This is a genomic window from Rhizobium halophilum, assembly GCF_021648825.1.
GTDB classification, from domain to species: Bacteria; Pseudomonadota; Alphaproteobacteria; order Rhizobiales; family Rhizobiaceae; genus Neorhizobium; species Neorhizobium halophilum.
On the sequence record NZ_JAKJHS010000001.1, the window covers coordinates 705,264 to 726,768 of the forward strand.

At 60.3% G+C, this 21,505-nt stretch carries 17 protein-coding genes and 1 pseudogene; 5 read left to right on the forward strand and 13 right to left on the reverse strand.

All coding sequences use genetic code 11. From position 1 onward, the window contains the following. Positions 1-7: 7 nt before the first annotated feature. From LXM96_RS03570 to LXM96_RS03620, 11 genes are all read right to left on the reverse strand, one after another. Positions 8-1,030 carry a sulfate/molybdate ABC transporter ATP-binding protein gene (locus LXM96_RS03570; protein WP_239996967.1) on the reverse strand — a complete coding sequence of 341 codons (1,023 nt, stop codon included), beginning with the start codon at positions 1,028-1,030 and terminating at the stop codon, positions 8-10. After that, the gene (gene cysW, locus LXM96_RS03575; RefSeq protein WP_239996968.1) at positions 1,027-1,923 is read right to left on the reverse strand and encodes a sulfate ABC transporter permease subunit CysW; all 897 of its coding nucleotides are present in this window, start codon (positions 1,921-1,923) and stop codon (positions 1,027-1,029) included. Before cysW ends, LXM96_RS03570 begins: the two co-directional genes overlap by 4 nt. Before the next feature lie 2 nt (positions 1,924-1,925). Next, complete coding sequence (gene cysT, locus LXM96_RS03580; protein WP_239996969.1) at positions 1,926-2,747, reverse strand: sulfate ABC transporter permease subunit CysT; 822 nt, start codon at positions 2,745-2,747, stop codon at positions 1,926-1,928. A gap of 74 nt (positions 2,748-2,821) precedes the next feature. Beyond that, a complete protein-coding gene (gene cysP / locus LXM96_RS03585; RefSeq protein ID WP_239996970.1) occupies positions 2,822-3,808 on the reverse strand; it encodes a thiosulfate ABC transporter substrate-binding protein CysP in 987 nt (328 codons plus the stop codon). 174 nt (positions 3,809-3,982) lie between these two features. After that, entirely contained in the window at positions 3,983-5,062 is a 1,080-nt protein-coding gene (locus LXM96_RS03590; protein ID WP_239996971.1) for an enoyl-CoA hydratase/isomerase family protein, read from the reverse strand. A gap of 14 nt (positions 5,063-5,076) precedes the next feature. Then, complete coding sequence (locus LXM96_RS03595) at positions 5,077-6,675, reverse strand: GMC family oxidoreductase (RefSeq protein ID WP_239996972.1); 1,599 nt, start codon at positions 6,673-6,675, stop codon at positions 5,077-5,079. A gap of 76 nt (positions 6,676-6,751) precedes the next feature. Further along, positions 6,752-7,702 carry a branched-chain amino acid ABC transporter permease gene (locus LXM96_RS03600; protein ID WP_317208191.1) on the reverse strand — a complete coding sequence of 317 codons (951 nt, stop codon included), beginning with the start codon at positions 7,700-7,702 and terminating at the stop codon, positions 6,752-6,754. Positions 7,703-7,754: 52 nt separating this feature from the next. Beyond that, complete coding sequence (locus LXM96_RS03605; RefSeq protein ID WP_239996974.1) at positions 7,755-8,642, reverse strand: branched-chain amino acid ABC transporter permease; 888 nt, start codon at positions 8,640-8,642, stop codon at positions 7,755-7,757. Positions 8,643-8,644: 2 nt separating this feature from the next. After that, positions 8,645-9,346 (reverse strand): ABC transporter ATP-binding protein, encoded by a 702-nt coding sequence (locus LXM96_RS03610; RefSeq protein WP_239996975.1) that lies wholly within the window; start codon positions 9,344-9,346, stop codon positions 8,645-8,647. Position 9,347: 1 nt separating this feature from the next. Next, entirely contained in the window at positions 9,348-10,130 is a 783-nt protein-coding gene (locus tag LXM96_RS03615; RefSeq protein ID WP_239996976.1) for an ABC transporter ATP-binding protein, read from the reverse strand. 6 nt (positions 10,131-10,136) lie between these two features. Next, positions 10,137-11,345 carry an ABC transporter substrate-binding protein gene (locus LXM96_RS03620; protein WP_239996977.1) on the reverse strand — a complete coding sequence of 403 codons (1,209 nt, stop codon included), beginning with the start codon at positions 11,343-11,345 and terminating at the stop codon, positions 10,137-10,139. Positions 11,346-11,513: 168 nt separating this feature from the next. Here LXM96_RS03620 and LXM96_RS03625 point away from each other — a divergent pair, with 168 nt between their 5' ends. The 3 genes and pseudogenes from LXM96_RS03625 (at position 11,514) to LXM96_RS03635 (ending at position 14,845) form a co-directional block, all read left to right on the forward strand. Next, positions 11,514-12,449, forward strand: coding sequence for a LysR family transcriptional regulator (locus LXM96_RS03625; protein WP_239996978.1), 936 nt, complete (start codon positions 11,514-11,516; stop codon positions 12,447-12,449). A 135-nt stretch (positions 12,450-12,584) separates the two neighbouring features. Continuing rightward, positions 12,585-14,541: pseudogene (locus LXM96_RS03630) on the forward strand (PAS domain S-box protein). A gap of 28 nt (positions 14,542-14,569) precedes the next feature. Next, on the forward strand, positions 14,570-14,845 hold the full coding sequence (locus LXM96_RS03635) for a BON domain-containing protein (RefSeq protein ID WP_239996979.1): 276 nt from the start codon (positions 14,570-14,572) through the stop codon (positions 14,843-14,845). 63 nt (positions 14,846-14,908) lie between these two features. Here LXM96_RS03635 and LXM96_RS03640 read toward each other — a convergent pair whose 3' ends face one another. Together LXM96_RS03640 and LXM96_RS03645 are read right to left on the reverse strand one after the other, a co-directional pair. Next, positions 14,909-17,254, reverse strand: coding sequence for a glucose/quinate/shikimate family membrane-bound PQQ-dependent dehydrogenase (locus LXM96_RS03640; RefSeq protein ID WP_239996980.1), 2,346 nt, complete (start codon positions 17,252-17,254; stop codon positions 14,909-14,911). 182 nt (positions 17,255-17,436) lie between these two features. Further along, a complete protein-coding gene (locus LXM96_RS03645; protein ID WP_239996981.1) occupies positions 17,437-17,928 on the reverse strand; it encodes a sigma-70 family RNA polymerase sigma factor in 492 nt (163 codons plus the stop codon). Positions 17,929-18,113: 185 nt separating this feature from the next. Here LXM96_RS03645 and ku point away from each other — a divergent pair, with 185 nt between their 5' ends. Both ku and ligD read left to right on the forward strand, forming a co-directional pair. Further along, positions 18,114-18,971, forward strand: a complete 858-nt coding sequence (gene ku / locus LXM96_RS03650) for a non-homologous end joining protein Ku (RefSeq protein ID WP_239996982.1) — start codon at positions 18,114-18,116, stop codon at positions 18,969-18,971. Positions 18,972-18,973: 2 nt separating this feature from the next. After that, positions 18,974-21,502 carry a DNA ligase D gene (gene ligD / locus LXM96_RS03655; protein ID WP_239996983.1) on the forward strand — a complete coding sequence of 843 codons (2,529 nt, stop codon included), beginning with the start codon at positions 18,974-18,976 and terminating at the stop codon, positions 21,500-21,502. Positions 21,503-21,505 lie beyond the last annotated feature (3 nt).

Sequence of the window (21,505 nt, forward strand, 5' to 3'; positions counted from 1 at the left end):
AGCGCCTTTAGCTGGCGGCAAACACCTGCGCACGTCGCAGCGTCACGAAGCCCTGTTCCCCTGCTCTGACCGCAAGCTCCGGCTCGACGTCGAACTCCAGGTTCTCTCCGGCGGCGGTGACCGCAATGACACGGCGCCCGCCCGGACGATCCAGCACGCGCGTGACCGAAGCGGCGATCCCCGGTCCTGCGGCAGACCAGTCGAGGTCGCCGGGCCGAGCATAGATTTCCGCTGCACCATTGGCCACGCCATCGGCTGCGATGGCAGCGCCGTCGGCATAGGCGACACCGCCGCGCACTTCCGCCGAGAGCCGGTTGGCGTCGCCCAGAAAGCGGGTCACGAAGGCGGATTTCGGGTCGCGGCAAACCTGCTCCGGCGTCCCCTCTTGCACAATCTGACCCTCGTTGAGGATCACGACGCGATCGGCGAGATCCAGCGCCTCCTCCTGATCGTGGGTGACGAAGAGGGTGGTGATGCCGAGTTCGTCATGGATCTCGCGCAGCCAGCGCCGCAGGTCACGGCGAACGGCAGCATCCAGTGCGCCGAAGGGCTCGTCGAGCAGAAGCACCTTGGGGTCGACAGCAAGCGCGCGCGCCAAAGCCACGCGTTGGCGCTGGCCACCGGAAATCTGGGCCGGGAAGCGATCGCCCAAACGTTCCAGCCGGACCAGCCGCAGGAGTTCCTCCACACGGGCCGCGATCGCGGCTTTCTCGCGCTTCACCTTCGACACCTTCATACCGAAGGCGATGTTCTCCTGCACTGTCATGTGCGGGAAGAGAGCATAGTGCTGAAAGACAAAGCCGACGCCGCGGTCGCGCACCGGAATGTCGGTGGCGTCCTGGTCGCCGAAATAGATGTGGCCGCCATCGGCAAATTCGAGCCCGGCAACCATCCGCAGGATGGTCGTCTTGCCGGAGCCGGACGGCCCCAGCAGTGCCACGAGCTCGCCGCTCTCAATCTCGAGCGAAACGTCGCGCACGGCACGGAAGGTGTTGAAGGTTTTGACCACGTGGTCGAGACGGATCTTCATGGCTTGGGCTCCACGGCAGGAACGGCCGGCGTAGACAATGCGGGGCGGCGGACGCGGCCTGCGCCCTGCCGCTCCAGCGCCACCTTGGCGATGATGGTGAAGACGGCGATGACGGCCAGGATGGAGGCGGAGGCAAAGGCTCCGGCCGCCTGGTAGTCGTGATAAAGCAGCTCGATGTGCAGCGGCAGCGTGTTCGTCTGCCCGCGAATGTTGCCCGACACGACGGAAACAGCACCGAACTCGCCCATGACACGGGCGTTGCAGAGCACAACGCCGTAAAGCAGTGCCCATTTGATGTTTGGCAGCGTCACCGAGAAGAAGGTACGCCAGCCGGACGCGCCGAGCGAGGTTGCCGCCTCCTCAAGGTCACGCCCCTGCGCCTGCATCAAGGGGATGAGTTCGCGCGCGACGAAAGGCGCGGTGACGAACATCGAGGCAAGAATGATCCCCGGCAGCGCAAAGAGGATCTTGATGTCGTAGGCTTCCAGCAAAGGTCCGAAGAAGCCTTGCAGGCCATAGACGAAAAGGTAGGCGACGCCCGCAACGATCGGGGAGATCGAGAAGGGGATCTCGATGACCACCAGCAGGAACCGCCGGCCCGGGAAGTCGAACTTGGTGATCGCCCACGCAGCCGCGATGCCGAAGACGGTGTTGATCGGCACGGCAATGAGGGCCGTGACCACCGTCAGGAAGATCGCATGGCGCGTGTCGGGGTCCGCCAGCGTGGAGGCATACACCCGCCATCCTTCGGAGAAGGCTTCCACACCGATGACGATAAGAGGCGCCAGGATCAGCAGCGCCCCCACGACCAGCACGATGCCGATCAGAAGGCGCCGGAAGAGCGGCTGATCGCCGACTCGGGGCGGCTTGCGGCCGGAAGACGCGTTGGACATCGTCAGCTCCTCGCCGTATAGCGCAGGGCCCGTGCCTGCAGCAGATTGGTGACCGCCAGCATGACAAAAGCAGTGATGAGCAGGACGGAGGCAATGGCCGCCGCCGCCTGGTAATCGTATTCCTCAAGGCGAATGAAGACGAGAAGCGCCGTAATCTCCGTCGACATCGGCTGATTGCCGGCAATGAAGATGATCGCCCCGAATTCGCCGAGCGAACGGGCGAAGGAGAGGGACAGGCCAGCGAGCAGTGCCGGCGTCAGCAACGGGAAGATCACCTTTCGGAAGATCGTCCAGTCGGAGCCGCCAAGCGATTGTGCCGCTTCTTCAAGTGCCGGATCGAGATCCTCCAGCACCGGCTGCACGGTGCGCACGATGAACGGCAGGCTGGTGAAGCACATGGCCACCATGATCCCGAGCGGCGTGTAGGCGACCTTGATGCCGAGTTCGGACAAGACAGAGCCGAACCAGCCGTTGTTGGCAAAGAGCGCCGTGAGCGAAATGCCGGCGACAGCCGTCGGCAGCGCAAAGGGGAGATCTACCATGGCGTCGATCAAACGCCAGCCGGGGAAGCGATAGCGCGTCAGCACCCATGCGAGCGCCAGACCGAAAACGAGATTGAACGCAGTCGCCCCAAGCGCCGACAGCACCGTCACCCGGTAGCTTGCGACAGCGCGCGACGAGGAGATGATCGACCAGTAGTCGACCGGCCCAAGGCTTGCCGCCTTGAAGATCAATGCCGCCAGCGGCAGCACGACGATAAGGCCGACATAGAAGAGCGTGACACCGAGCGATAGCGACAGCCCGGGCAGAACATTGCGTCTCAAGCGCTTTCCCCTGTCCTTTCACACAAAACCCGACGGCAAGGTGCCGTCGGGATCGCAGTGCTGATGATGAGGGCTTAACGGCTGCCGTAAAGCTTGTCGAGCGTCGCGCCGGAAGCGAAATGCTCTTCCTGGATCTTGTCCCAGCCGCCGAAGACCTCGTCGACGTTCACCAGGCGGATCTCCGGAAACTGATCCTTGAACTCAGCCGCAACGGTTTCATTGTGCACGCGGTGACCGAACTCGGCGGCAATCCGCTGACCTTCTTCCGTGTAGAGGAAATCGAGATAGGTCTTGGCGAGATCGCGCGAGCCGCGCTTATCCACCACCTTGTCGACGATTGCGACGGGAAATTCTGCGAGCAGGCTGACCGAGGGCACGACGGTATCGAACTTGTCATCGCCATACTGCTTGGCAATTGCGCGGGTCTCGGCCTCGAACGTGATGATCACATCACCAAGCTCCCGCTCAACGAAGGTGGTCGTGGCCGCACGACCGCCTGTATCGAAGACAGGAACGTTGTCGAAGATCTTGCCGACAAATTCCTCGACCTTCTCTTCATCACCATTGAACGCTTCCATGGCATAGGCGGTTGCCGCCAGATAGGTGTAGCGGGCGTTACCGGAGGTCTTTGGATTCGGGAAGATTACCTGCACATCGTCACGTGCGAGGTCGCTCCAGTCCTTGATGTTCTTCGGATTGCCTTCGCGTACGAGGAAGGACGGGAAGGAGTAGAACGGCGAGGCATTGTTTGGAAAATCCTGCTGCCAGTCGTCCGACACGAAGCCCTGCTTCACCAGGAAGTCGATATCCGTCACTTGGTTGAAGGTCACGACGTCCGCTTCCAGACCCTCGACGATCGCGCGGGCCTGCTTGGAGGTGCCGGCGTGCGACTGGTCGATGGTGACGCCTGGGTGCGCCTTGACGAACGCCTCGTTCTCGGCAGCGAAAATCTCACGAGCAATGTCGTAAGAGGCGTTGAGCAGCGTGTTCGGTGACTGCGCGAAAGCAGGCGCGGCGAAAAGGGCGGCAACGGCAGTGCCGAGGATCAGGAGGCGGTTCATGAGGGTGTCTCCGGTGTTCGTCTATGCCGAGAAACTACCGGCGATGCGAGATCGGAGCGAGCAACCGGCAACCCTCAGCAAAGGCTGCCTTAGAAATTCTGTTCCTTTCGCAGCAGCTTCCGCGATGGATCACCCAGTGAAGGCAACCGAAGACGCTGGCCTCAGAAAGGAATGCTAAAGCCGGTGTTCGGGAAAGAGTGTCCCATGCCGCCCCTCGACATAAGGAGCGATGTCTTCCGCCGTGACCTTGTCGAGGGTCGGTGGCGACCACTTCGGGTTGCGGTCCTTGTCGATGATTGCAGCCCGCACGCCTTCGTAGAAGTCATGGTGGCGAAGGATTTCCGTTCCGGCACCAAATTCCCGCTCGAGGCACTCCACGAGACCAGAACTGTTCCGGCCGTCTCGCAAGAGACGCAAGGTCAGCTTGACGCTGGTGGGCGAGCGCTTGAGGATAGTCTCAAGAGCGCGGCGTGCGAAGTCGTCGTCTTCGGCCTTCAGAGCGGCGATGATTTGCTCGACGCTATCATGGGTGAAGCAGCGGTCGATCAGAACGCGATGTTTCTGCAGTTCGCTCTCGCCGGGCGAGGTCGCGAACCAGCTCAGCACGGCTTCAACCGCCTCATCATCCGACTCCGGCGCTAGCCCGCTCAGCGCCTTTACCAGCTCCGGCAACTGCTCGGCGGGTACGAAGACATCAGCAAGTCCGGCGAAAATCGCGTCGGCCGGACTTACCTCAAGTCCGGTCAACCCCATACAGGTGCCGATCTCGCCGGGCGCCTTTGGCAGCAACCAGCTTGTGCCGACATCCGGGAAGTAACCAATCCCCGTTTCCGGCATCGCGAGCCGCGTCCGTTCGGTGACCACCCGATGTCGGCCGTGGGACGACAGCCCGACGCCGCCACCCATGGTGATCCCGTCCATCAGAGCGACAAAGGGCTTGGTATAATGTGCGATCAGGTAGTTCAGCGGAAACTCTTCCCGCCAGAACTGCGTGGTCTCCGCGTCCCCGGCGCGCCCCATCTCGTAAAGCACCCGGATGTCGCCCCCGGCACACAGCCCCCGTTCCCCCGCTCCCGTAAGCACAACAACGGACACCGCAGGATCTTCGGCGAAAGCGTCGAGGGCCATCCGCATGGTTCGGACCATCTTGAGATTAAGGCTATTGAGCGCCTTCGGCCTGTTCAGCCGGATGACGGCGGCAGAGCCTCTCCGTTCAAGGATGACTTCGTCGTTGCTCGCCGCTGGTTCCAGCATGGCTCGTCTCCCTGTCACCGGTTGTCGGCCAGAATCATCTCCGCCGCCTTCTCGGCGATCATGATCGTGGGCGAGTTAGTGTTACCTGACACGATATTGGGCATGATCGAAGCATCCGCCACCCTGAGGCGGCCAAGTGCTCGCAGTCTCAGCCGCGGATCGACAACACTCTCTGGATCGGCGCCCATACGCACGGTGCCGGCGGGATGAAAGATCGTGGTACCGATATCGCCGGCGGCCTTTACCAGATCCTCCTCTGTCTGGTACTCCGGCCCCGGCTTGTACTCTTCCGGGTGATACCGCGCAAAGGACGGCTCGGCGATGATCTTCCGGGTGAGCCGGATTGCCTTCACCGCAACGTCCCGGTCCGCCTGCGTCGATAGATAATTGGGCTTGATGGCTGGGGCGGCGGCAAAGTCGCTACTCTTCACATGCACCGACCCGCGGCTTTCGGGACGCAGGTTGCAGACGCTTGCCGTCATGGCCGGGAAGCCGTGAAGCGGATCGCCGAACTTGTCGAGCGAAACCGGCTGCACGTGATACTGCAGGTCCGGTGTTTCCTTTTCCGGACCGGATCGCGTGAAAATTCCAAGCTGGCTCGGCGCCATCGACATGGGGCCGGAGCGCCGAAAGACATATTCCAGGCCGATCGCTGCCTTGCCGATCATGCGCGAGGCCTTTTCGTTCAGCGTCGGCACGCCGGTGACTTTGTAAACCATGCGGAGCTGCAGGTGATCCTGCAGGTTCTCGCCCACGCCCGCCACTTCCTTGACGACTTCGATGCCCGCCTGGCGCAGCACGTCGCCGCGACCAATGCCCGAGAGTTCGAGGAGCTGCGGCGAGCCAATGGAGCCGGCACAGAGAATTGTTTCGCGGGATGCGTAGGCCTGCTTGGCCATACCGTTGTGCTGGAACTCGACGCTGCGGACTTCTCCCTCCTCCACGATCAGCCGCCGGGCATGCGCCTTCGTCAAGACCGTCAGGTTCCGCCGGTTCTTTGCCGGGCGCAGGAAGGCCTTCGACGTATTCCAGCGGATGCCGGAGCGCTGGTTGACGTCGAAATAGCCGGAGCCTTCGTTGGTGCCGCGGTTAAAGTCGTCGGTAGCGGGGATCCCTGCCTCCTCAGCTGCTTTCTGGAAGGCGTCGAGCACCGCCCAGCGGACACGCGATTTTTCCACCCGCCATTCACCGCCGCTACCATGTAGGTCGTCGCTTCCTTTGTAGTGGTCCTCTGACTTCTTGAAGCTGGGCAGCACGTCGTCCCAACCCCAGCCTTCGCAGCCCATCTGCCGCCACAGGTCGTAGTCGCGCGCTTGGCCCCGCATGTAGATCATGCCGTTGATGGACGAACAGCCGCCGAGAAGCTTGCCGCGCGGATAGGACAGCGAACGGCCGTTCAGCCCCTCTTCCCTCTCCGTCGTAAAGCACCAGTCGGTACGAGGATTATTGATGCAATAAAGGTAGCCCACAGGGATATGAACCCAGTGATAGTTGTCGGTGCCGCCCGCTTCGAGGAGCAGAACGCGGTTGCGGCTGTCGGCGGACAAGCGGTTGGCCACGACACATCCCGCGCTCCCTGCTCCTATGACGATGTAATCGTACCGGTCGGTCATGCTTCCTCCAAAGGGTGACCGACCTCGACACCAAGCGCCGCGACCCGCCTCCCTCGCTTTTGGTAATCCAACTCGGCTAGTGGCGATGCTCGAAGCTGAGGCTGCGACCGAGGCGGGAGGCATAGAACTCCCCTACGATTCCACGACGGAACAGCAGCACGCAGACCATGAAGACGACGCCGGTAATGATGGTAACCGGGAAGTCGGAGGTCGCCAGGTAGTTCTGCAGCGTGACCACCAGCCCTGCGCCGAAGATCGGCCCGATCAGCGTGCCGATGCCACCGAGCAGGGTCATCAGGATCACCTCCCCCGACATCTGCCATGCCACGTCCGTCAGCGTCGCGAACTGGAACACCAGAGCCTTTACACCGCCTGCCAGGCCGGCAAGGGCCGCCGACATGACAAAGGCGCCGAGCTTGTAACGTGCCACCGAATAGCCGAGCGACGTCGCCCGTGCCTCGTTCTCACGGATCGACTTGAGGATCATGCCGAACGGCGAATTGATGAAGCGCCAGATGAGCAACAGCCCGATCACGAACACTGAAAGCACGAAGTAATACATATTGGTGGAGACACTCAGATCGATCACCCCGAACAGATGCCCGCGTGGCACCTGTTGGATCCCGTCCTCACCTTGAGTGAAACCCGCCTGCAGACAGAAGAAGAAGAACATCTGCGACAGCGCGAGCGTGATCATGGCGAAGTAGATGCCCTGGCGGCGGATGGCGACAAAGCCCATCACGACACCCAGTCCAGCCGCCCCAGCTACGCCCAGGAGGATCCCGAGTTCCGGCGTCCAGCCCCAGACCTTTACGGCATGAGCGGTAAAATAGGCCGCGCCGCCGAAGAAGGTCGCATGTCCGAAGGACAGGAGGCCTGTATACCCCAACAGCAGGTTGAAGGCGCAGGCAAACAGCGCGAAGCACAGAAGCTTCATCAGGAAGATCGGATAGAAGAACAGCGGCGCAACCACCAGCAGGGCGAGCCCCGCAAGGAGGAAGATGGTCGCGCTGGTGGTAACTTTCACACCGGGCTCTGCCGCCGGTTTGGAGTTCGTGGAATGTGCGACGTGGCTCATCTCAAGCATCCCGTCCAAAGAGGCCGGCCGGCCGGATCAAAAGTACGATCGCCATGATGACGAAGATGACGATGTTGGACGCCTCGGGGTAGAAGACCTTCGTCAGCCCCTCCGCAATGCCGAGCATGTAGCCGGTGATGATCGCGCCCATGATGGAGCCCATACCGCCGACCACCACCACGGCGAAGACGACGATGATGAGATTGCTGCCCATCAACGGCGAGACCTGGTAGATCGGCGCAGCCAGCACGCCTGCGAATGCAGCAAGCGCCGCGCCAAAGCCGTAGGTGAAGGTAAGCAGCAGCGGCACATTCACCCCGAAGGCCTGCACCAGCACCGCATTTTCCGTGGCTGCGCGCAGATAGGAGCCGAGCTTCGTCTTCTCGATCAGAAGCCAGGTTCCGATGCAGGCAATCAGCGAGATCACCACGACCCAGCCGCGATAGATCGGTAGGAACATGAAGCCGAGATTGGTGCCGCCGGCGAGCGCGGTTGGCACCGAGTAAGGCTGTCCCGCCGCGCCATAGAGATAGCGGAAGGTGCCCTCTATGGTGAGCGCCAGACCGAAAGTGAAGAGCAGGCCGTAAAGGTGGTCGAGCTTGTAGAGTCGGCTCAGCATGGACCGCTCTATCAGGGCTCCCAACAAGCCGATGATCAACGGTGCGAGGAACAGTGCGAGCCAATAGTTGATGCCGAAATACTGTAGCAGCAGCAAGGCGACGAAAGCGCCGAGCATGTATTGCGCCCCGTGAGCAAAGTTTATGACGCGCAACAGGCCGAAGATCACCGCGAGGCCGAGGCTCAGCAGAGCATAGAACGAGCCGTTGATGAGGCCGATCAACAGCTGGCCGAGAAATGCCTGGATGGGAATACCGAAGATCATTGTCATGTTCAGACCCCCAGCACGCTGTGCAGCATGTCCATCCGCTCCGGCAGTTCCCTGACCGGAAAATCGGCGACCATCTGACCGTGATCCATCAGGTAGAAGCGGTCGGCGACCCGGCTTGCAAAACGGAAGTTCTGTTCCACCAGAAGAACCGTCATCCCGCGATCCTTCAGTTTCCTCAAGACTTCGCCGATCCGCTGGACGATGACGGGTGCCAAGCCTTCCGTCGGCTCGTCGAGGATCAGCAGCCGCACTCCGGTGCGCAGGATGCGGGCGATCGCCAGCATCTGCTGTTCGCCGCCCGACAGCTTGGTGCCTGGGCTATGACGGCGCTCCTGGAGGTTGGGGAAGAGATCGTAGATCTCCTCGAGCGACATGCCGTTGCCGGCAACCACCGGCGGCAGCATCAGGTTTTCCTCGACCGTGAGGGTCGCGAAAATCCCCCGCTCCTCCGGCACGAAGCCGATGCCCGCATGTGCGGTGCGGTGCAGCGGCACGTCCATCATGTCCTTCCCGTCGAAGATGATCTGGCCCTTGCGTTCGCGCAGGATGCCCATGATCGTCCGAAGCGTCGTCGTCTTGCCGACGCCGTTACGGCCGAGAATGGTGATCATCTCACCTTCGCCGACAGTCATGTCGACCCCGTGCAGCACATGACTTTCGCCATACCAGGCATTGAGCCCGGCGACTTGGAGCAGCGTCTTCATCTCACGCCTCCTCCGTGCCCATGTAGGCCGTGCGCACACGTGGATCCTGGCTGACGGTGGCGTAATCGCCTTCCGCAAGGATCTCGCCGCGCTGCAGCACCGTGACGTGATGGCAGATATCGGCCACCACGGAAAGATTGTGCTCCACCATCAGCACTGCCCTCTCACGGGCCACTTCCCGAATGATGCCGGAAATATTGCCGATATCCTCCTGACCCATGCCGGCCATAGGCTCGTCGAGCAGCAGCACCTTCGGGTCGAGCGCAAGTGTGGTGGCAATCTCGAGTACGCGCTTGCGGCCATAGGAGAGATCGGCCGCGAGCGCATTCCGCTCGTTGTGCAGACCGACAGCAGTGAGTAGTTCCTCGGCGCGCTCGTTGAGCCGGTTCAGGGATGCCATTGGCAGCCAGAACTGCGTGGCAAGGTTGTTAGGACGCTGGAGCGCCACGCGCACATTATCGAGTACCGTGAGGTGCGGGAAGACGGCTGAAATCTGGAAGGAGCGAACGAGGCCCCTGCGCGCCACCTTGTCGGGTGCGGTGCGGGTGATGTCCGTTCCGAGAAGGTTGATGCTTCCGGCAGAAGGCTGCAGGAACTTGGTCAGCAGGTTGAAGACCGTGGTCTTGCCCGCGCCATTTGGCCCGATCAGCGCATGGACCTGTGCATGGCGCACATCGAGATCGACGTCCTTCACTGCGGCGAAGGCGCCGAAAATCTTAGTGAGACCGCGGGCGGAAAGGACCACCCGCGGCTCGTTTTGGGTCTGGACTGCAGCTTGCGCCATGATGGCTTACTGCACCAGCTCGCAACCGCTCTTGGCGGGGTCGATATAGGCTTCGTCGCCCGGGATTGTCGACAGCACGTTAAAGTAGTCCCACGGCTCGTCGCTTTCGCCCGGCTTCTTCACCTGCAGCAGATACATGTCGTGGATCATACGGCCGTTGGCGCCGACCTTGCCGTTACGGGCAAAGAAGTCGTCCACCGGCATTACGTGCAGCGCCTTGGCGACAGCCTCGGTCTCGTCGGTGCCGGCCTGCTTGACAGCCTTCAGGTACTGCATGACGGCTGAATAGGTGCCGGCATGGACCATGTTCGGCATTGAACCGGTACGCTCGAAGAAGCGCTTGCCGAACTCACGGCTCTGATCGTCAAGGTTCCAGTAGTAGCCTTCGGTCAGCGTCAGACCCTGCGCTGCCTCGACACCCAGGCCGTGCACTTCTGCAAGGGTGAAGAGCAAGGCGGCAAGATTCTGCCCTCCCGCAGTGATGCCGAACTCGGCAGCCTGCTTGATGGCGTTTGCAGTATCGAGCCCCGCATTGGCGAGGCCGATTACCTTCGCGCCGGAGGACTGGGCCTGCAGCAGGAAGGACGAGAAGTCGTTGGTCGCCAGCGGATGGCGTACTGAGCCAACCACGTTACCACCAGCGGATTTTACGAATGCGCTGGTCTGCTCCTCCAGGGAATAGCCAAAGGCGTAGTCTGCGGTCAGGAAGAACCAGCTGTCGCCGCCCTGCTTGACGAGCGCGCCACCAGTGCCGACGGCAAGAGCGTGCGTGTCATAAGCCCAGTGGAAGCCGTAGGGGCTGCACTGCTTGCCGGTGAGGTCGGTCGTCGCGGCGCCCGTTACGATGTTGATCTTCTGCTTTTCCCTGCTGAGGGCCTGCACAGCCAGCGCCACGGAAGAGGTCGTGAGTTCCATGATGGCATCCACCTGCTCGGTGTCGTACCACTGGCGTGCGATGTTGGAGGCAATGTCAGGCTTGTTCTGGTGGTCGGCGTCAACGATCTCGATCGGCATGTCGAGCACGGTGCCGCCGAAATCTTCCACAGCCATCTTGGCCGCTTCCACCGACGACTTGCCGCCGAAGTCGGCATAAACGCCGGACTGGTCATTCAGGATACCGATCTTGACCTTGCCGTCTGATACGGCGTCCTGAGCCAGCGCAGCCGTGCTCCCCGCCAGCAAAATTGCAAGCGACGCAATCAGGTTCTTTCGCATGATTTCTCCTCCCAGAGAATGCAGAGTGCGGGTCTGTTCAAATTTGGGAGGCCACCCTCCTCAAGACGGCTGCTCCACTGCCTATCGTTTCGGAATTCTACGGTTGACGCAAGGGAATTTGGGGCACTAATTGCAAACAGTGCCTGTGCATTTTTGAACAGAGTTGTGATGACCGCCAGCCCTAACTTTACCTGGGACGACCTGCAGTACTTTCTAGCGGTCGCACGAACAGGCCAGCTCTCAACAGCGGCGCGTCACCTGAGGACCAGCCATGCGACGGTCTCCCGGCGCATCGACCGGTTGGAGTTCTCCTTGAAGGTGAAGCTGTTTGAACGCAATCCGCGGGGATACATGCTGACGGCGATCGGACAGCGGTTCATCGAGGCGGCAGAGAGGATCGAAGCGGAGACCGATCGTCTTCAAGCCGATGTGGCGGCCGGAACAACAGCCCAAAAAGGGGTTGTTCGTCTGAGTGCGCCAGAGGGATTCGCCAACTTCTTTCTGAGCCATCGGCTGGGCAACTTCCAGGCGCAACACCCAAACATCTCACTTGAACTGGTTACGATCCAGCAGATCATGTCGCTTTCGCGAAAGGAAGCAGACCTTGCGGTCACGCTGGATCCACCTAAGGGCGGCCCTTACAAGACCGAGAAGATCAGCGACTACGTCCTCAACGTTTACGCTTCGCAGCGATACCTGCAAGGGGCAAGCTCCATCACATGCAGGGAAGACCTACTGGCACATCCCTTCATTGGCTATATTGAAGATATGATCTTTGCACATGGGCTCGACTACATGCGCGACGTCCACCCCGGGATCAAGCCGCACTTCCAGAGCTCCAGCATCTTCGCCCAATTGACGGCCACCAAAGGCCACCTCGGCCTCTGCGTCTTGCCACATTTCATTGCACGGGCGCAGCCCGATCTGAAAATCGTTCTACAGGACGAAGTGACGCTGACCAGGAACTATTGGCTGGTCTGCCATCGCGACCTCAGCCATGTGCCACGGGTAAGGGCGGTAGCCGACTTCATAATCGCTGCCGTACATGCCAACCAAGATGCCTTCCTTCGAACGGCGCCGACGCTTGGGCATTTCGAAGCGTGAAAATCGTCGCAGCCCGCAATCGCTTATCGCAAACGCCACTGCAAGCTCCAAAAAAAATCGCATCCTAAGGGAACAAAACTGCGTCTCGTCAATTGAGGGAGGTTAACTGCCATCCGATGGCAGGGGGGAAATGCATTGAGGGACAGTCTTGCACAGGTGACGTTGACCGAGGAGGAACGCTACCGGCTTCTAATCGACGCCATCACTGATTACGCGATCTACATGCTCGACCCGGCGGGGAAGGTGAGCAGTTGGAACCCTGGAGCCGAACGTTTCAAGGGCTACCGCTCTCACGAAATCCTGGGCGAGCATTTCTCGCGCTTCTATACAGATGAGGATCGTGCCGTCGACCTCCCCGCGCGCGCTCTTAGGATCGCACGATCGGAGGGGCGCTTTGAGAACGAGGGGTGGAGGGTTCGCAAAGACGGCAGCAGGTTCTGGGCGCATGTGATCATCGACCCGATCTGGAGCCCTTCCGGTGATCTATTAGGCTTCGCAAAGGTCACGCGTGACCTCACGGAACGGAAACAGGCGGAAATTGAACTCAGGAAGAGCGAGCAGCAGTTCCAGTTGCTCGTTCAGGGGGTCTCCGACTACGCCGTCTTCATGCTGGATCCGGACGGTTACGTCACCAACTGGAACCTTGGCGCACAACGCATCAAGGGGTACCGCGCAGACGAGATCGTTGGTTCGCACTTCTCCCGCTTCTATACGGAGGAGGACCGCCTGGCCGGTCTCCCTGAACTGGGACTTGAAACGGCACGACGGGAAGGACGCTTCGAGAAGGAAGGCATCCGCCAGCGCAAGGACGGCTCCCCATTCTGGGCTCATGTCGTGCTCGACGCCATCCGCGATGAGACAGGCAGCCTGATCGGCTTTGCCAAGATCACGCGCGACATCACAGAGAAGGTTGGCTCAGAAGGCGCTGAATCAGACGCGGGAGGATCTCTTTCAGGCCCAAAAGATGGAAGCCATTGGTCAGCTGACAGGCGGGATCGCCCATGATTTCAACAACCTGTTGATGGCAATACTTGGCAGCCTCGAGATCCTCAAGAAGAGACTCCCTGATGATCGGAACCTGATTCCGCTGCTGGACAATGCTCTTCAAGGCGCTGAGCGGGGTGTTGCACTGGTCCAGCGCATGCTCACCTATTCGCGCAAGCAGAATCTCAACATGACACCGGTGGATGTGCCCCAGGTGATCGCGAACCTGATGGAATTCATTCCGCGGTCAGTTGGGGCGAACCTCTCGATAGAGACCTCCTTGCCAGAAACTCTTCCCCCCGTCCTTACCGACTCCGTTCAACTGGAAACAGCGATCCTCAACCTGATCGTCAATGCCCGCGATGCTATGTCTCAAGGCGGCATGATCAGGATATCTGCGGACACGGCCAGTGACCCGACCGGCAAAGATCCTGATGCGCGGTTCATCCGCATTTCCGTCAGCGACTCGGGTGAAGGTATGGAGCCGGAGACGCTTCAGCAGGCCACCACCCCCTTCTTCACCACCAAGGGTGTGGGCAAGGGAACGGGACTAGGCCTTTCGATGGTCCAGGGGCTGGCCGAGCAATCCGGCGGGCGTTTGCTGATAGAGAGCATCAAGGGCCAAGGCACCACGGTCTCCCTCGTGCTGCCGGTTGCAGATACAATCTTCGTGGAGGTCTCCCATGCCGAAACCGCTACTCCAGTCAGCGAAAGTCGAGTTCCTGCCCCTATCACTGTTCTGGCAGTGGATGACGATTCGCTGGTCCTCATGAACACGACGCTGATGCTGGAAGATCTCGGCCACACAGTCATCGAGGCCTTCAATGGGCAGGATGCGTTGGAGACGCTTCGCCGTGGCGCGGAGGTCGACCTCGTCATCACCGATCACTCGATGCCGCGCATGACGGGCGCCGAACTCGCTGAACGTGTCAGTGCCGAATGGCCTCACCTACCTATCATTCTTGCAACCGGCTATGCGGAGCTGCCTCCTGGCAACGAAGGACACTGGCCGAAGCTCTCAAAGCCATTCAGCCAGAGCGAATTGCAGGATGCCATACAAGCAGCACTTCAAGTGCGTCTTGAACAAAAGCGTTCCGCCAGACGTTGAACCAAAAGTTCTGCTCGGAGATTTGACCATGGTTTTTAAACATCAGAGTTTTCACGAAGGACCGCCTGTCGTGGAAACAGAATTTCCCCCCGAAGCTACGCTCGAAGGAGCCGTGTCAGACGCGCTGGGCGCTGTTGGCGGTATTGACGCGACGGGGGTCAAGGTGGTCGCCGAAGGCGCGACGATCATATTGACCGGATCGGTTATGTACGAGAGTGAAGTGGCGCGCGCCGAGGAAGTCGCAAGAAGCATTCCAGGCGTTACCGCCGTTCGCAATCACATCACGACCGGCAAGATTGCCTGACGACAGGGTCGCGAGGAGCACGGGACGAAGAAGGCCCGGACTTTGATCCGGGCCTTCTTGGTTCTATTCACGCGGTAGCGCGTAGGCAATGACGTAGTCTCCAGGCGTGGTGCCGATCGATCCGTGCCCTCCCGCAACCATGACAACAAACTGGCGACCATCGTCGACAGCATAGGTCATGGGAGTTGCCTGGCCTCCCGCTGGGAGGCGTGCCTGCCAAAGCTGCTCCCCGTTCGTGAGGTTGTATGCGCGCAGGTAATTGTCGACCGTTGCTCCAAGGAAGACCACACTGCCTTTGGTGATCATTGGCCCGCCGATACCTGGAACACCAAGCTCGAAGGGAAGCGGAAGAAGCGTCATGTCATAGACTGTGCCATTCTTCAGCTTGTAGGCAATTTCGCCGGTGCGGAGATCTGCGCCGGAAACATATCCCCATGGCGGAGCCTGGCAGGGGATCTGCAGCGGCCCGAGAAACGGGCCCATCTTGACGGCATAGGGTGCGCCCTCGTTCCGGTTGATGCCCTGTTCGGAAGCCTTCTCGTCGGCACCGCGCGGCGGCACCTCGTCCTGCGGGATCAGCTGCGAAATGAAGGCGAGGTAGGTGGGCATGCCGAACATCACCATCCGCTCCGGATCGACGGCGACCGAGCCCCAGTTGAAAGTGCCAAAGTTACCGGGGTAAACGATTGTCCCTTCCAAAGAGGGTGGCGTGTATTGTCCTTCGTACTTCAACTGCTTCAGCTGGATGCGGCATGCCATCTGGTCGAACATCGTAATGCCCCACATGTCACGTCCTTCGAGCATCCGCGGACGATACGTAAGGGCGGTGATCGGCTGTGTGGGCGCGGTGAAGTCTTCAGGGATTGCGCCGCCTGGCGCCGGGATCTCCTCGATCGGCTGCAGCGGTTCGCCGGTCCGCCGGTCGAGGACATAGATATCGCCCTGCTTCGTCGGTCCAATCAGCGCCGGAACAATCTCACCATCCGGCTGGGCTAGGTCCAGAAGGACAGGTTGAGCAGGAACATCCATATCCCAAAGATCATGATGGACAGTCTGCCGTACCCACCGATCGGCGCCGGAATTGACGTCGAGCGCGACAATGGAGGAGGAGTATCGCTCCACGCTCTCTGAGCGCCCCATTCCGAGCTGGTCGGGGACCCGGTTTCCAAGCGGGATATACACGAGGCCCAGCGCCTCATCCACGCTGAACACCGACCAGCTGTTGGGCGAGTTCGCGGTGTAGGTCTGCCCGGGCGGAAGAGGTTCGGTCTGATCCGGATTGCCGGAATCCCAGTTCCAGATCAATTCGCCAGTGTTGACGTCAAAGGCACGGATGACGCCCGACTGGCTTTGAGTTGAATAGTTATCGTTCACCGCTCCGCCGATGATGATCTTGCCGGCTGCAATGACGGGGGGAGAGGTGGAGTAGTAATAGCCGGCCGGGTTGTAGGGCATGCCCTGCTCAAGTTGCAGGACGCCGTTGTCGGCGAAAGAGGTGCAAACCTCTCCGGTCCTGGCGTCGAGTGCGATCAGGCGGGCATCCGAGGTCGGCAAGTACACCCGTTGTGCGCAGGCATCTCCCGGCTGTGCCGCCGGATCGGAGAAGTAGGCTACTCCACGGCAGGTTTGGTGTTGGCGGTCGGGATTAAGACCCGCATTTGGATCATATTTCCACTGCTCCTCACCGGTTGTGGCGTTGATCGCGATGGCCCAGTTGTGCGGTGTACAGATAAACAGGGAGTTGCCCACCTTGAGAGGCGTGACCTGGTATGTCGTCTCCGTCACATCCTCCGGAAGCTTCACATCTCCCGTCTGATAGCGCCACACTTCCTCCAACTCGCTGACGTTCTCAACATTGATCTGATCAAGCGGCGAGTACCTCTGCCCATAGGGAGTGCGACCATATTGGTGCCATTCGCCGGCAGGAACGTCCCCGCCAAGATTGGGCGCGGCTGCCACACTCTCCTCAGGCAGACGACCTTCAAGATCCGTGCTGTTGGTGAACATAGACAAGACGGCAACGACAACCGAAATTGCTACCGCTACGGCGAGCGGAGTGGCGCTCGCTGCGTAACGGGCCCCGGTTGGGCTCTGGAACCCGAGCGGCTTTCGTATCCAAGGTGTGAGCAGCCAGATCCCCAGAACGATGACGACACCGCCGCGCGGGGCAAGCTGCCACCAGTCGAGGCCCACCTCCCAGACCGCCCACGCGAGCGAAGCGAGGACGAGAACAGCATAAACGACAAGGGCCGCCGAACGACGCATATATAGAAGGATCGCGGTGATCAGGAACGCGATCCCTGTGAGGAGGTAATAGACGCTGCCGCCGAGCATCAACAGCTGTGTGCCACCAAGTGAAAGCACGACCCCTATCAGTGCGAAGAGGATCGCGGTGAGTAGAATAGCCATGTCTGTGATCCCTATCCCGAAAGCATTCACAGGGACCGGTATGCCCAGCCGCCCCCATCCGTGAACGTCAGGCAGACGCGAAAGTTCCCATATGGCGGCATGCAGCTTGTCCTTGCGGACCAAGATATCGGCGGAGCCGCCCGATTATCCACGGTCGCGACGTCCTTGCCCTCGGGTTGCCGTCAGGCCACGTCTTCTCCAAGCTCCTGGAGAATCTGATGACGTGCCCGGTTTAGGCGACTTTTGACCGTTCCAACCGCGCAGTCACAGATCTCGGCCGCAGCTTCGTAGCTCTCCCCGAGTATCGCTACGAGCGTCAATACCTCGCGGTAATGCGGCGGCAGTTTCTGTAGTGCCCGCTGTACCTCCTTGGCCCGTGCACTGACCTCCTGAGTCGCAGGCATGGGCGTGTCACCCGAGACAGGCTCAGCCAATCCCGGCGCCTCCCGCCCCAGCACTTTTGAGCGGGTGTAGAAGGTGTTGCGCATGATCGTGAACAGCCAGGACTTGAGCTTGGTGCCGGGCTCGAACTTATCCAAGTTCGCGAGCGCCTTCATCAAGGTTTCCTGCACCAGGTCATCGGCGTCGGTCGGGTTCCTGCAGAATGTTCGAGCAAACGCACGGAGAGCAGGTATCAGCCTCACTATGTCTGCACGTGCAGGATCACGATTCATCTGTGAATCAGACACCGTTGCCTACCTCTCCATGTCGTGGCGGGAATGACGGTGGCAAACGCGCTCTTCACGTCTTTGGTTCCGCTAAGGTAATGGTCTTGTTCACTGCCAGTCAGGCTCCAACGGGAGCTACGGAACAAAGTTCCCCAGCCTTCATTGATAAGGCTTTCAGGGAGTTTTGAGTTGTGGCACCGCGTGCAAACTGGAAGGGCTATCTCAAGGTCGGGGAGCTGAGTTGCCAGGTCGCTCTCTACACTGCCGCGTCTACGTCGGATCGAGTGAGCTTTCACATCATTAATCGGGAAACCGGCCATCGGGTCCACCGACAGATGGTCGACGCAGATACGGGCCGTGAGGTCGAAAAGGACGATATCGTCAAAGGTTATGAGGTCGCGAGCGGTGAATACGTCATCCTTGATCCGGAGGAGATCAAGGCCGCCGTGCCGCAAAGTGACAAGACACTGGAGTTGGAGACCTTCATTCCCTGCGGAGAAGTCGACACGATCTTCTTTGATCGTCCTTATTACCTCGCCCCGGCCGACAAGGCGTCCGCGGAGGTTTACAACCTGATCAAGAAGGGACTCGAGCAGAAAAGCGTTGCGGCGCTTGCACGGACGGTGCTTTTTCGTCGGCTGCGTACGCTGCTGATCAGGCCCAACGAACATGGCCTGATTGCAAGCACCCTCAACTATGATCATGAGGTTCGGCCAGCCGAGGAGGTGTTTTCCGACATCGCGGACTTCAAGATCGAGGGAGAGATGCTTGACCTCGCCGAGCACATCATCGCGACCAAGCGGGGAGAATTCGATCCGACGCGGTTCGACGACCGATATGAGACGGCGCTTTCCGAGTTGATCCGTGCCAAGATCGAAGGGCGCAAACTTCCGCAACGGCCGAAAACCGAACCGAAGAAGGTATCGAACCTGCTGGATGCGCTCCGCCAAAGCGCCAGTGCGACAGGGTCTGGAGGCAAGAAAGCAGCGAGCGGCAAGAAGCCAGCGCGCAAGCCCAAGACAGCTGCTCCGCAACGAAAGGCTAGCTGACGATGGCGCTAGAGACATACAATCAGAAGCGCAACTTCGACGTTTCCCCAGAACCAAAAGGAAAGAAGGCAAAGGCGAACGGCAACAGCTTTGTCATCCAGAAGCACGCCGCGCGTCGCCTGCACTACGATTTCAGGCTGGAAATGGACGGCGTGTTGAAGAGCTGGGCCGTCACACGCGGCCCGAGCTTGATCCCCGGTGAAAAGCGCCTCGCCGTCCATGTGGAAGACCATCCACTTGACTACGGAGGGTTCGAAGGAACGATCCCGCAAGGTAACTACGGCGCCGGCGCCGTTCTCCTGTGGGATCACGGTATCTGGACACCCATCAGCGACCCGAACAAGGGCTACAAAAAGGGCCACATGGAGTTCGAGCTGAAGGGCGAGAAACTGGAGGGCCGCTGGCATCTGATACGTATGGCCGATCGCGGCGAGAAGCGCGAGAACTGGCTTCTCATCAAGGGGGAAGACGAGTTTGCGCGTGCCGAGGGTGACGCCGACATCCTGGAGGAGATGCCCCAATCGGTGAAATCCGGAAAGATGATCGAGGAAATGCAGGGAAAGAAGCCGCCGAAGGCGAGGAAAAAGGCACCGGCCAAAGCATCCCGAAGCGTTCCAACGGATCGGGAGCTCAATGGGCCCGCCCCCGAGAAACCAAAAATCAAAGGGGCACGGGAGGCTGCATTCCCGGACTTCATACCGCCGCAACTGGCGACGCTCGTGAACTCCGCGCCAACCGGCAAACGATGGCTGCATGAAATCAAGCTCGACGGCTATCGGCTCCAGGCGCGCATTGATCACGGCAAGGTCACTCTCCTCACGCGCACCGGCCTCGATTGGACCCATAAGTTTGGAAAATCCATCACCGACGCGTTGAAGGCTCTCCCCGTGCAGCAGGCCATCATTGATGGGGAACTTGTGACGAATGGCGGGGCAGGCGCGACAGACTTTTCGCTGCTGCAACAAGATTTGAGTGAAGGCCGCACGGACCGGTTTGTCTTCTTCGCATTCGATCTGCTTTACCTCGACGGAAGCGACATCACCGGCACTCCCCTGATCGCTCGCAAACAGGCCTTAGAGACGCTGCTCACCAACAGCGGTGAGAAGCTCCGCTACAGCGAGCACTTCGACGACGAGGGCGGGCTTGTGCTCAAGCATGCTTGTCGCCTAAGCCTGGAAGGGATCATCTCGAAAATCTCTGATGCTCCGTACCGGAGCGGCAGGGGACGCGACTGGGTGAAATCCAAGTGTTCCGCGCGGCAGGAATTCGTTATCGCCGGCTACGTCCCTTCTTCCGTCTCAAGTAATGCCATCGGTTCGCTCGTCATGGGCTATCACGACGACGGGAAGCTGAGGCACGCAGGAAGGGTCGGCACCGGCTATAGCAACAAGGTGGCCCACTCTCTCTTCAACGACCTGGAGGGTCTTCGCAGCGAGCGGAGCCCTTTTGACGAAAAGCTCACGGGGGTCGAAAAAAAGGATGTGGTGTTCCTCCGGCCGCAACGAGTGGCAGAGGTGGAGTTCCGCGGCTGGACTGCCGACGCCCACATACGGCATGCTGCTTTCCGGGGGCTGCGGGACGACAAGCAGGCCAGCGACGTCGTGCGAGAAGGCGGCCCGATGAAAACGTCGGCAGAGCAAGCCGAAGAAGCACAGCGTACCGTCACCTTGACGCATCCCGACCGGGTCTACTGGCCAGATGCCGGCGTGACGAAGGCGGGGCTTGCAGATTATTATGTTCAGGTTTGGCGGCTGATCGCTCCTTTCATCGTCAATCGCCCGCTGTCGCTCGTGCGCGGACCGGATGGGGTTGGAAAGCAGCTCTTCTTCCAGAAGCATGGCTGGAAAGGCATGAACAAGAAGATCTTGACTGCCAAGGATCCCGCCAGCCCGGGTGAGGAAGACATCATCATCCGTGACCTCGACGGGCTTCTGGGGCTTGTTCAGGGTGGAACACTCGAAATCCATCCTTGGGGCTCGACGATCGTTGATTGGGAGAAACCTGATATGGTCAACATCGACCTCGATCCCGGTGAGGGCACGACGTGGAATGATGTCATCAAGGCGGCTTACGAGGTTCGGACACGTTTTGAAGCGATTGGGCTGACAGGGTTTGTCAAAACATCCGGCGGCAAGGGACTGCATGTGGTGGCACCCGTCCAGCCGAAGGCGGAATGGCCGGAGGTGAAGGCTGCAATGAAAGCGCTCGCCGACAGCATGGCCGGCGATAGCCCAGATAGATACGTCTCAACCATCACCAAGTCGAAGCGAAAGGGAAAAATCCTGATAGACTACCTCCGCAACGGGCGAGGCGCGACTGCGGTCGCACCCTATTCCACCCGCGCCCGGGCAGGCGCACCCGTCTCCATGCCTGTGTCATGGGAGGAACTGAATGAGGCCATAGGGCCAGCCTATTTCACCGTCGGCAATGCACCGACAAGGCTGGAGCAATTGACGCGAGACCCTTGGGAGAACTTCCGCAGCGCCGAAGCGGAGATCAAGCCCCTTATCAGGAGAAAGGGCGCACGCTAGCGG